10 protein-coding genes are annotated in these 13,439 nt (G+C 22.6%); all 10 read left to right on the top strand.

Features of this window, described 5'->3' with window-relative positions; translation table 4 throughout:
- Positions 1–108: 108 nt before the first annotated feature.
- The 10 genes from hpt to AAHM95_RS02770 all read left to right on the top strand — a co-directional run bounded on the left by hpt (position 109) and on the right by AAHM95_RS02770 (position 13,430).
- Entirely contained in the window at positions 109–687 is a 579-nt protein-coding gene (hpt, locus tag AAHM95_RS02810) for a hypoxanthine phosphoribosyltransferase (protein ID WP_342274039.1), read from the top strand.
- Between the two features lie 137 nt (positions 688–824).
- Positions 825–4,052, top strand: a complete 3,228-nt coding sequence (locus AAHM95_RS02805) for an ABC transporter permease (protein ID WP_342274038.1) — start codon at positions 825–827, stop codon at positions 4,050–4,052.
- A gap of 96 nt (positions 4,053–4,148) precedes the next feature.
- A complete protein-coding gene (locus AAHM95_RS02800; protein WP_342274037.1) occupies positions 4,149–5,162 on the top strand; it encodes an ABC transporter ATP-binding protein in 1,014 nt (337 codons plus the stop codon).
- A gap of 65 nt (positions 5,163–5,227) precedes the next feature.
- On the top strand, positions 5,228–5,614 hold the full coding sequence (locus AAHM95_RS02795; RefSeq protein WP_342274036.1) for a GNAT family N-acetyltransferase: 387 nt from the start codon (positions 5,228–5,230) through the stop codon (positions 5,612–5,614).
- A 332-nt stretch (positions 5,615–5,946) separates the two neighbouring features.
- Positions 5,947–7,185, top strand: coding sequence for an IS256 family transposase (locus tag AAHM95_RS02790; protein WP_342273945.1), 1,239 nt, complete (start codon positions 5,947–5,949; stop codon positions 7,183–7,185).
- A gap of 187 nt (positions 7,186–7,372) precedes the next feature.
- A complete protein-coding gene (locus AAHM95_RS02785; protein WP_342274035.1) occupies positions 7,373–8,992 on the top strand; it encodes a lysine--tRNA ligase in 1,620 nt (539 codons plus the stop codon).
- 231 nt (positions 8,993–9,223) lie between these two features.
- Complete coding sequence (locus tag AAHM95_RS02780; RefSeq protein WP_342274034.1) at positions 9,224–11,458, top strand: coiled-coil domain-containing protein; 2,235 nt, start codon at positions 9,224–9,226, stop codon at positions 11,456–11,458.
- A 102-nt stretch (positions 11,459–11,560) separates the two neighbouring features.
- Complete coding sequence (locus AAHM95_RS09640) at positions 11,561–11,737, top strand: ankyrin repeat domain-containing protein (RefSeq protein ID WP_338961588.1); 177 nt, start codon at positions 11,561–11,563, stop codon at positions 11,735–11,737.
- A gap of 407 nt (positions 11,738–12,144) precedes the next feature.
- Positions 12,145–12,957: a hypothetical protein gene (locus AAHM95_RS02775; RefSeq protein WP_342274033.1), complete on the top strand. Its 813-nt coding sequence runs from the start codon at positions 12,145–12,147 to the stop codon at positions 12,955–12,957.
- Positions 12,957–13,430 (top strand): 23S rRNA (pseudouridine(1915)-N(3))-methyltransferase RlmH, encoded by a 474-nt coding sequence (locus tag AAHM95_RS02770; RefSeq protein ID WP_252320439.1) that lies wholly within the window; start codon positions 12,957–12,959, stop codon positions 13,428–13,430. The genes AAHM95_RS02775 and AAHM95_RS02770 overlap by 1 nt, the downstream gene beginning before the upstream one ends.
- Positions 13,431–13,439: the final 9 nt, after the last annotated feature.

The raw sequence follows: 13,439 nt of genomic DNA, 5'->3' as shown, positions 1-13,439 counted from the left end.
AAAAAAGAAAACTTACTATTTTAATATTTTCGATAATGTGTAAGTTTTGTTTTATTTTCTTTTTTTATTTGGTAAATATAATATAAAAAGTAATAAGGAGAAAAAACAATGTTGGAAAAACATGAATTAGTAGAAAAAATATTATTAAGTACTGATGTAATCAATAATAAAATTATTGAACTTACAAAATCAGTTAATAGTTATTATAAAGATAATAAAGAGCCCATTATTTTAGTAGGGATATTAAGAGGATGTTTACCTTTTTTATCACAATTTATGTTAAACCTTAAGATTGATTGTTTGGTTGATTTTATGTATGTAGAGTCATATTTAGGACAAACAAAGGCGGTAAATAAACCAAAAATAAGAATGGATGTTATTAATAATGTTAAGGGTCGTGACTTATTAATTGTTGAAGATATTATTGATTCAGGTAATTCGTTATTTAAAATTCGTGATCATTTACAACAACTTGGAGCAAAATCGGTAAAAATAATTACTCTTTTAGATAAGAAATCTAAAAGAGTTGCTAAAATTGAAGCTGATTGATATGGCTTTGAAGTTCCTGATCATTTTTTAGTAGGATATGGTCTTGATTATGATGAAAAATTGAGAAACTTACCTTATGTTGGTATTGCTGACCTTAATAAAATTGCAATTTTAGAAAAATGTAAAAAAAGTAGTTAAGTAAATAAGTTTAGAATTTAATAATAATATTAAAATTTTTATTTTTTAATATAGTTCAAATATAATTAGCATTATTTTATTATGATAAAATTATACTATTAGCATTTTTTAAGTTGTATAAGAATATTGGAGTTATAATGAGCAATCTTTTTGTTAATGTTTTAAGAGGAATCAAGAAAAGATTATTACAATATTTAGGTATTATAATACTATTAGTTATTATAATTTCTACTATTTCTGCACTTTATAGTACAGCATCAAGAGTTGAATCAGGTTTTTATACAGTATTAAACAATAGTGGTAAATATGACTATCGTATTAATTTACAATTATTAAATAATTATAAAGATACTGCTACTGCAACATCAAGAATCCAAACAATTATCAAAAAACAATTTAAAGATCATCTGCAAAAGCAAGAAATTTATAAACAGATAAATGAAATTAAAGAAAATAATCTTAGAAATAATAGTTTTCCTATCCTTCCTTCGGGAGTAGATATTAATAAAGATTTTGAAAATTATTTGTTAAATTGAGGATTAAGTTATCAAGGAATACTATTTAATGATATTTTAGAAAACGAAGTTAAAAATGATGAAATTTATAATTTGCAACATTATGAACTTGCTAAATCATTTTTTAAAACTTTTGATTATGAAAACGTTAGTTCTCTTAAAAAAATTTATTATTCATTAGAAAATGGATTTTATACTTCAGAAAAAAGTGAATCTTTTGATTTTGCTCCAAAAAGAAATAATATTAATGAAGTTTATATTTCCGAAGGTATTAAGCCTATTAATCCATTAGAAATAGTAATCAATCCTGAATTTGCACGTATTAATAATATTAAATTAAATGATTATATAACAGTTATTGATAAAGTTGAAAAGTTAAAAGTTGTTGGCTTTGGTTATGCTTATTGGGGAATTACTGGTAGTCGTACTGCAACAAATCCTAATCCGACATCTGAAAATACAAGTCCTGTTTATATGTCAAATCAATGGTTTAATAATTTAATAAAAGACTCTACATTTAGAACTAATTTAAATAATATATTTTTATTAAAAGTTAACAATAACGATAACTATTTTGTTAGTAAGTTAGAAGAACTTTTAATTAAAACTTTTAGTTTTAGTTTTGGTTCAATTATTAGTAGTGATAGCGAAGATATTCGATCAGGACAAATTCTAGAGAGTTTTAAAATGGAAAATATAATGTTTACAGCAATTACTCTTGTAGTATTATTAGTTATTATTTTTATCATTATGTCATATGTTAGAAAAGAAATTGATTTACAAAAACCACAGATAGGATTATTAAAAGCCCTTGGTTATAGTAATTTTCAAATTGCTATTAGTTTTGTAATTTTAATATTTTTGATAACATTCATTTCTGGTATTATTGGTTTAGGTATTGGTCTAGGGTTACAAATATGATTTAATTCGTTAAATAACATTGGGTTTTTTATGCCATTACCAATACTATTTTTTAGTTGGATAGTATTTATTGTAAGTTTAATAATTATTCCTATTATTTTTATAGTAATTAGTTATATGCAATCGGAAACAAAATTACGCGTTAGTCCATTATTATTAATTTATGATAGACCAAGTAATTCAAGTTCTAAACTAATTTCAGTTTTAAAATACCCCTTTCGTTATTGACCATTTAAACAGCGTTTAGCAATTGCTTTCACTCTAAAATCGGTTGGAAAACTATTTTTAGTATTTTTTACTTTTATTTTTGTTAGTTTTTTATTACTATTTCAAAGTTCAGCTACTGATTTATTTGATAATAAAATAAATAATTTATATGGATATTACAATAAAGATGTTAAATGAAATACATCAACTTCATCAATGTATACATATACTAATGATTCTAATTTAAGTATTGATAAGCAGGTTTTTGATTGAGTTTCAGAAAAAGATATTACGAAAGATAAAGAAACCGGTACTAATAAATATCATCAATGAATAGCTGATGATTTTCATATTGATAATGATAATAAAGCTAAAAAAATTGAAAGTATTATTAATAATAATAACTTTAAAAATTATTTTATGAATAGTGAAGAAATTAATATCCTTTATCAAAAAACTAAGAACAAATCTGATTGTAAAGATTTTATTAATCCAAAAAAGATAATACCTGAACCATTAATGAAAATTATTTGTCAAAATATTCATCAAATATTTAATTATATTTCAACAAATACAGGTATTAATCCAGAAATAAACCCGTTGCCTGGTATTAGTTTAGGTTTAAATATTTATAATAATAAGTATTATCCAACTATTGAAATAAATTTAAGACCTCCTAATGAATGAAAAGGACATAATCAAGGTCGCATGCTTGCAAAAAAAATTAAAGCAACAGGACTTTATAATGATCCATATCAAGATTTAGTTTGAAAAAATTGATTTAACTTTAAAGAAGCAAAAAATCGTGATATTGATCCTATTTTTAATAATTCTCATAATTTACAATCACAAAAAGTTACTTATACTGATAATCAAGGACAAAATATAACAACTACAGCTTATATTTTACCAGCAGTTATTTCAAAAACATTATCAATTTTAAATGATTATAAAATTGATGATCACTTTTTAATGTTAGCAAGTTGATATAATTATACAATTCCAGTAATTTATCAAGTTAAAGGAATTATTGAAAATAATTTAGACAATTCGAATGTTTATATTAATCTTGATGATTTACGAACATCTATTGGATTAATAAAACCTTCCCCGTCAGAAGATCCAAAACCAATATCAGATTCTTTTAATCATTGATTATCTAAAGATAGCAATATTTTTCCATTAAATTATATAAATATTTTGCAACCATCTGCAGAATATACTAAAGAACAAATATTAGCAAAAAATTTAGAACCTATTAATAAAATACCTTTTATTAATGATTTAGTTAAAAGATTATTAGTTGAAATATTTGATGGAATTAGAACAATTATAAATATTACAAAAATTTTAACATTATTTGCTGTAGCTTTTGTATTGGTAATTATCGTTAATATGATTTTAGATAATAATTTATTAATTATTGCAATGATGAAATCTTTGGGTTATCGTGTAAATGAAATTAACAGATTGATTATTGGCTCCTATATTATTGCTTTATTGGTTGCTTTTATTTTAGGTACTATTATTTCTTATGTTGTGTGGAATATTATTACTTTAATTATTGCAATTAAAGCAGGCGTTGTTTTTAATGTGGCTGCTAATCTAGTTACAATTTTATCTTGCTTTGGAATGGTATTTTTAATAATGGTTATTGGCTATGCTGTTGGGTTATATTTAATTAAATACAAACCAGTAACAGATTTATTACAAGGAAGTTAAAATATTTTTTAAGTATTTCTATATAAATAAGGTAAAGTAATTGATAAAATGAGTGTGTTGTTTATAAAAGCATGGAATTAAAAAGGAGAAATGATTATGAAAAAAGATAATAAGGAAATTAAAAAAGATGATAAAGACATTGGAAGTAAACAAGTAACTAAAAATAAGTTAGAATCTAGTTTTACAAAGAAGTCAGTATCTAAAAATGAAGCTACAATACCACCAGTAACCCATAAATCTCATGATAAAGCAGAATCAAAGGAAGAAATAGAAGCTAATAAAGCCAAATTGCAAGCTTTTAAAGATAATCAAAAAGCAATTAAAAAATTAACAAAAACTCATTCAAAAGAAATTTTAGCAGGTAAAATTATATCAATGACTAATAATACTCCTGATACTCAAACTAATGTTATTGAATTATTTGATGTTAAAAAATCTTACTTAACTGGAGACTTAGAATATGAAGTATTAAAAGGAGTTAATTTAAAAATTAAATTAGGTGATTTTGTTGTTATCTTAGGACCATCGGGAAGTGGTAAGACAACATTATTAAATATTATTTCGGGATTGTATAAACCTAATACTGGTGATGTTTTTGTGGCGGGATACAATTTATCTTTATTAAAAGATAGTCATTTAACTAAATTTAGACGAGATAATGTTGGTTTTATTTTTCAACAATACAATTTATTAACTAACTTAACTGCTCGTGAAAATGCTGAAGTTGGTGAAAATCTTGCTAAAAATAAAAATATGAGTATTGATGATATTTTTCAAGTTATTGAAATGGATGAACATATGAATAAATTTCCAAGTCAATTATCAGGTGGGCAACAACAAAGAGTATCGATTGGTAGAGCACTAGCAAAAAATCCGACAATTTTATTTTGTGATGAGCCAACAGGAGCACTTGATGAGGAAATGGGGCGTAAGGTATTAGAGATTTTATTGGATGTTAATCGAGAATATAAAACATCAATTATTATGGTTACTCATAATTCTAACTTCCAATATGTTGCAAATACTGTTATTAACGTTAAAAATGGTAAAATTATTAGTGTAAAGAATAATGAAAAACCAATGAAACCAAGTGAAATAAATTGAAGTTAATATTATTAATTAAATAAACTAACAAATTGTTAATAGAAAAAATATCATAACAAAGGAGTAAAAATATGATATTTTTTGAAACCCCTAGATTAAAAATTAGATATTGAGAAGATAGTGATTTAGATGAACTTGTTTTATTAAATTCTGATAAAGATGTCATGAAATATTTTCCTAGTACATTATCAAAAGATGATACAGAAAAATATTTTTCGAAAATTAAAAATAATTTAAATAATAATGGATTTGGTTTTTATGCTGTTGAATTTAAAAAAGATAATAAATTTATTGGCTTTATTGGCTTTAGCGAAGTTGATTTTATTGATGATTTTAGACCATGTATTGAAATTGGTTGACGTTTTAAAAAAAGTGTTTGAGGTCAAGGAATAGCAACAGAAGCAGCTAAAGAATGTTTAAAATATGCAAAAAAAATTAAAATTCACTGAAATTTATAGTTTTACTAGTATATTAAATATTAAATCAGAAAATGTAATGAAACGAATAGGTATGAAAAAAAAGAATCTTATCATCCAAAAATAAATAAAAGTGATATTTTAGCAAAACATGTTTTATACAAAATTAATATTTAGAAGGTAAAAAATGATTAATAAATTGTCTCTAATTTTTATAGATATCTATTAGTAGAAATATTTAAATTAAATTTTAGCCCTTATTATAAATATAAGGGTTTTAGGAAATGTTTAGTAATCTGTGTAACTTACAAAAATAACTATGTTTAATTAATTCTAGTAAATATAATTAAATGACTAGAAAGAGTGAGTTACAGATGGCTAAAAAAGATAACTTTAATAATAATGATCCAATATCAAAAGCAGTAGATTTATTACTAGAAAATACTGAAGATTTAACAACAGTTTTTAAACCTGGCGGTTTATATAAAGAATTAACAAAAAGATTAGTTGAAAAAATGTTGAATTCTGAAATGCAAAATTATTTAGGATATGAAAAAAATCAACATAGTACTACTGAAAATGCTCGTAATGGTACAAGTTCAAAAAAATTAATAACTCAACAAGGTAAAATTGAAATTGATGTACCAAGAGATCGCAATAGTAATTTTACTCCTGTAATAGTTCCTAAAAGGCAAAGAAGATTTGATGGTTTTGATCAACAAGTTCTTTCCTTGTATGCAAAAGGAATGACATTATCTGACATTAGAATGCAGTTGCAAGAGTTATATCATGGTGCTGATATTAGTGAAAGTGTTATTAGTCAAATTACTGATGATGTTATTGATGATGTTAAAGCATGACAAAATCGACCATTAGAAAGTATTTATCCTATTGTTTATTTTGATTGTATAGTAGTTAAAGTACGACAAGATAAACGGATTATTAACAAATCAGTTTATATAGCATTAGGAGTTGATTTAGAAGGCAAAAAAGATGTTTTAGGATTATGAATTAGTGAAAATGAAGGTTCTAAGTTTTGATTATCTAATTTCACAGAAATGAAAAATCGTGGCTTAAATGATATTCTTATTGCTTGTAGTGATAATTTAACAGGCATGTCAGAAGCAATACAATCAGTTTATCCTAAAACAGAACATCAATTATGCATTGTTCATCAAATTAGAAATAGTTTAAAATATGTTTCATACAAACATCGAAAAGGTCTAGTTGCAGATTTAAAACCAATTTATAGTGCATGTAGTGAAGAACAAGCAATGCAAGCTTTAGAATCGTTTGAAAGTAAATGAAATAAACAATATACTCAAATTACTAAATCTTGATATAAAAATTGAGATAATTTAATGGTTTTTATTAGTTATCCAGTAGAAATCAAAAGAGTGATTTATACTACAAATGCTATTGAATCTGTTAATAGTCAATTACGAAAAATCATCAGAAATAAAAAAGTTTTTCCTAATGATATGGCAGTTTTCAAAATATTTTACTTGGCAATTGAAAATATAACAAAAAAATGAACATTGCCTATTCAAAATTGAAATACAGCAATTGCTCATTTTATGATAAAATTTGAAGACAGAATTAATCTAAATTAGTAACTTTGTAAAACAAAGATACACAGATTATTAAAAAGCCTCGGGTTTTATTATAAAATTTAAAATTAATTGTTGACAGTAGAATTTGGTATTGAAAATTGATATCATTATGTATAAACCTAAACAATCTTATTTAATTTAATTTTTTTATTTTAAATACTTATTTTAAATACAAAGGATGAAAACAATGAAAGAAACTAAACTTGAAATTAATGGACGTATTTTGACAGAGCAAGAAGCATTAAGATATCAAAAAATACAAGATTTATATAAACAAAATTATGATATTTATGGGCGTAATTGAGAAAGAAATTATAATTGTGAAACTTTAAATAGTGAATTTAGAAATAAAAATAAAGAAGAGTTAGCAAAATTTGTTGCTAATTTACCTAATGATCAAATTAAAATGGCGGGTAGATTAATGACAAAAAGAGAAATGGGAAAGGGTTCAATTTTTGCTCATTTGCAAGATCAAATAGGTAAATTTCAAATTTATTTAAAACCAGAATATATTAATCAAAAAAAATTTGAATGATTTGCAGAATATGCAGATTTAGGCGATTTTTTTGGTATTAAAGGTAAGGTTATGAAAACCAATAAAGGAGAACTAACAGTTCAAATCTATGATATTGTAATGTTATCAAAAGCACTTAGACCTTTACCAGATAAATTTCATGGTTTAACAGATATTGAAGAACGTTATCGACGAAGATATGTAGATTTAATTATGAATCAAGAAACTAAAAAGACATTTTTACAACGTACACAAATTATTAATGAATTAAGAAGTTTTTTAAATAATAAAGGTTATTTAGAAGTTGAAACACCTATTTTACAAGAAGTATATGGTGGTGCTGCCGCTAAACCTTTTATCACTCATCATAATACATTAAAAACCGATTTATATTTACGGATTGCTACTGAATTACATTTAAAAAGATTAATAGTTGGTGGTTTTGAAAAAGTTTATGAAATTGGTAGATTATTTCGTAATGAAGGTATGAGTAAAAAACATAATCCAGAATTTACAACTATTGAAATTTATGTTGCCTATCAAGATATGAAATATATGATGGATTTAACAGAGTCTTGTATAAAACATTTAATTAATACAGTGCATAATAAATTAATATTAGAATATGATGAAAATATATTAAATTTTGAAAAATCGTGAACAAAAATTAGTATGATTGATTCAATTAAAAAAGCTATGATCAAAGATGAAGAGTTTACTAAAATTTTCCAAGAAATTAGTGATATGATTTTAAAATATCATAATATTGAAGATGATAATATTAGAAATATTGAAAAAAATAAAACATTTAAACTTATATTAAAACTTGCAAAAAGTTATAAACTTCATATTCCAGATCATTATAATAGTACTGGTCATATTATTAATTTATTTTTTGAATCTTTTGTTGAAGAAACTTTAATTCAACCTACTTTTATTTTTGATTATCCAATTGAAATTTCACCACTTGCTAAATTAAATAAAAATAGTAAAGAGTTTACTGATCGTTTTGAATTATTTATTGCTGGTAGAGAATATGCAAATGCTTATTCGGAACTAAATGATTCTTTGCAACAATATAATCGTTTTGAAGAGCAAGTAAAAGAAAAAAATAGTGGTAATGATGAAGCAGCAACTATGGATTTAGACTTTGTTGAAGCATTGGAGTATGGTATGCCACCAACAGGTGGATTGGGAATTGGTATTGATCGTTTGGTCATGTTAATAACTGGCCAAAATAGTATTAAAGATGTATTATTATTTCCACATATGAAACCTAGAGCTGAAAAATAATTTTTGTGATAAATTTTTATTATATAAACATATAATAGTAATTTATCTTTTTTTTAAAAAAAGATAAATTAATTAGTTATAATCAAGATACTTCTTTAGATCTTTAGAATAAGGAGCGTTTTATTGTTATTAACACAAAAGATTGAAAAATATAAGTTTTCAAACCCATTGTTTTATTTAAAAACAATTGGTTTTTTTATTTTATAAATAAAATTTAGGAGAATAAGATTTATGCCTTGATTTAATGAATTAATAAAAAAATTTAGAAATTATCCTTTAACTGATGAAAATTTAGACGAAGTTGTTGAAACTTTTAAGAATTTTTTTAAAGAGTATAATGAAAAAGATAACTTTTTTTCTAATTCAGAAGATACTGATTTTGAAAACCCAAGTACATCAGCACCATTAACTCAATTAAAAGAAAATAAAAAAACTGATTTAGATAAATTAATTAAAGAATTAAGAAATGATTTAAAATATAATTTTTTTTCTTATTTTTGAGAAAAAAAAGAAGATTTAAAATTAATTAAACAATTAGATTATTTTTTAATAGAACTTGATAGTAAAATTAAAGAACAAAATGAAAAATTATTATTCTTGGAAAAAAATAAAACATTAATTGAACAAAATAAAATTAATAAGGGTAGTCAAAATAGTACTGAGTTTACTGAAATCACAGATTATTTTAATCTTTTTAATTTTTTAAGTGAAACAATAAGTAATGATATTATTTTTTTAAAAACAATAAATTTAAATATTTTTGAAAATAAAAAAGAGTTTTTAAAAAAAACACGAGAATTAAAAATAAAAATTGATAAAGAAATTCGTAGGCTATATCAAAAAAATGAGGAATTAGAAAATAAAAAAGAGAAAATTTTTGAAAATCTTTTTAAAGAAGAAGTTATGACTCAATTAATTTTATCTTTTTGAGCATTTAGAATGAAAAGTGGAGATGAATATAAATTAATTTTAAATGAAGATAAAGATTTAAAAAGTAAATTTGATAAAAATTTTGTATTTTTCTTTGAATTAATAGATGACATATTTAACCGATATATTAAAAAAATTATTAAAAATGAAGAAAGAATATACAATGATATATTTGAAAAATATAATGATCGAGAAAAAGAATTAATAAGTGAACAAGAAGAAATTATTAAAACTAAAGATAAAGTGAAAGAAAGTATAGAATTATTTAAAAATGAATTAGAAGAAAAAAAAGAACAAATTAGAATGCATCAGAAAGAGATAGCAGAAAAAAGAAAACAAATTGAAAATTTAGAAAAACGAAAGAAAAATATAAAAATTAAAAAAATTACTTACTTGCAAGATTTAGAAGAAAATAAAAATAATATTGAAAATCAAATATTTATTCCAAATATTTCAGATGATAAAAAAGGAAAAAAACAATATTTAAAAGAAATAGATGTAGTGATTAAAAAAAAGAATAGTGATATTAAGAAAAAGAATGATTATATTACGGAGTTACAAGATAATATTACAAGACATGATACTGAGTTAAGTATTAATGATAAAAAAATAAAAAAAATTGAGGATAAAATTAATAAAATTGAGGATTTTTTTAAGCAAAATAAACATACGATGATGTTTGAACTTAAAAAAATAAAAGAAAAATGAATTAAAAATATTAGTAAAGATCAAAAAATATTTATTAATTTCTTAAAAGAAGTTAATAAATTAGAAAATATAGAATTTATTAAGATTATTGAAAATTATTGAGAAGAAAATGCTGACAATATTAAAAAATTTAATGAAAATTTTAACATTCAAAATAATTTAGAAAACATAAGAGAAGAAAAAGAAAAAATAGAAAATGAATTTAAAGATGATTTCACAACTTTAGAAATTAATTTTAAATTAAAAGAAAAAAAAATAATAAAAAATGCAATTAGAGAAAAAAAGGAAAAAATTCAGGAGTCTTTAAGAACAATTAATCAATCAAAACTAGTAAGTATTGAAATCCAAACCGAAATAAATCAAGAAAATGAGAAACCTAGTTGACAAGATCAAAAAATTGAAGAACAAAATAAAACAATTGAAAAACTAGAATTTCAAATAAATTATTTAGAAAAAAAATTAATTTCAATAAAGGAATTACATGAAGATGAAGTAAAAGATTTATCTACAACATTGGAAAATATTAGAGATTTTTTTGCAATGGAAATTAAAAAAACTACTGAAAATTGTGATAATTTAAAAAATAGTTTAAATAAAAAAAATTTAAAAAAAGAAGAACAAAAAATTAAAAATAAATTAAATGAAGAAGAAATAAAATTAACATCTTTAAATGAAGTATGAAAATTAATAAGTACTGAAATTCCAGAGTTACAGCAACCTTTATCAGAAGAATCAAAAAATGCAAGCAAACAAAAATGAGAGAATATGGGCTTAATAGAATCTCAATTACCTTTGGAAACAAAAGCAGAAATATTAAATACAATTTAAACTAATAAGATTAAATTTATTATTGTATCAAGTTTAATTTATAGAAAGAGAAAAAAAGTACATTAGGAAAAAAGAGTATTTCTTAATAAGAAAAATGAAAAAATGATACAAGTCATTATGAATAATAACTTAGAAAAAGTTAAATTATTAGTTAGGAATGGTGTTAGTATAAATTATGTAATTAAAGATGATTTCACTATTTTGATGTTAACTATCAAAAATAATGATTTAGAGATAGTCAAGTATTTAATAGATAATAATGAAATCTTTATCAAGTAAATGAATATGGATATAATGCTTTAATGTTAGTCGTTTGAAATAATCATTTGGAAGTCTTTAATTTTTTTTAATGAAAAATACTAACGATATTTTAAATGAAGAAATTTTAGAATAAAATAAAGACAAATTACCAACATATGAAGAAGCAATGAAATTTCAACAAAAAATTAATAAATCTGATCTTTTAAAGATGAAATAGATTTGCAAAAGCAATTATCAACGATAAAAATTTAATTCCTTTTATGATAATAATAATTTTATTAAAATATTAAAATAAACATTAATATTTTAATTTTAAAAAATGTATTTTTACCTATATGAATTTCCTTTTGCTTTTTATAAAAAAATAAGTTACAATTTTTAGTGAATATTTAATTATTATTTAGTTTAAGGAGAATAACAATCAAATGCGTAAATTAATCACTTTATTTTCAACACTTAGTTTACTTTCTTCTTCTGTGAGTACTATTGTGGCTTGTGGTACTGGAGATGGTTCAAAGATTGAAACAAATTTTAAAAACGAGCCATCAAACAAAGATGGTGATCCGTTAGTTGATTATGTTTATAATAAATACTATCAATATGATACTAAACTTTTATATAAACCACTTACTGCATTTATGCAACTAGCAGCAGACAAAATTAGAATTCATCGTAATGCATTAGAAGTTACAGATGCTGCTAGGGATTTTTATAATAGTGATCAATATAAATCAGGTAATTATGAGAGTATTAATTATAATGTTAATAATGATCCAAATAAAGTAATGAATGAACCATTTAGTTGTAAAGATGCAAATGGAAGTATTTTAGTTTTTGGTTTAACTGATAATGATATATCTAAACAGCAATATTATGGTTATTGATATGTTACATATGAAACAGCAACAGAAGCAGAAAATCCTTCAAAAGTTGCTAAAACTAGTATTGTTTCACCAAAAATTACTGACTTTAAAGATGATAAAAATAAAACCATTATTAAAAAAGGTTGAATTCACTTATTCTTTATAATGAAAGATTCAAAAATGAATAAAACTTTTAAAATTGATTTTAATATTCAAATTGATGTAAGTTTTAGTTTATGAGTTGATAAAAATAAAAAAGAAATAGTTGTTATTAATCCAAATACTATTGATAAAGCTTTGGGTGATGTTGATTTTCGTAACCCAGATAAAGTGGTTCATGAAAGAATAAATAACATGACTTTTTCAGAATCATAATGATAAATATTAAAATTGTTTGTATTGGTCAGTTGTCACAAACATATTGAAAATCAGCTGCCAAAGATTATTTAGAACGAATTAAAAAACGAACTAATATTGAAACAAAAAATATTATCGAGTCTAAATTAAATTCAATTCCTAATAATATTAAAATTGAAACTAATAAAATCACTGAATACATATCAAAGAATAATGATTATCAATGATTTTTATTAGATTTATCAGGACAATTAATAAGTAGCGAACAATTATCACAGATGATTAATAAAAATCAAATTTATCAACAAGGTAAAATTGGTTTTATTATTGGTGGTAGTAATGGTGTCGCACAAATATTAAAAGACAATATTAATTTAATTAAAATTTCCTTTGGTAAAATAACATTACCTCATCAATTATGTTATGTTGTTTTATTAGAGCAAATATATCGTTCATTACAAATACTTAATAATCAAAGTTATCATAAGTAGTAGGTGAAA

The sequence above is a fragment of the Spiroplasma endosymbiont of Phycita roborella genome (assembly GCF_964031195.1).
Classification (GTDB): Bacteria; Bacillota_I; Bacilli_A; order Mycoplasmatales; family VBWQ01; genus Spiroplasma_E; species Spiroplasma_E ixodetis_A.
Note: the sequence above shows the minus strand (reverse complement) of the source record. Positions and strands in the feature narration are given on the sequence as shown.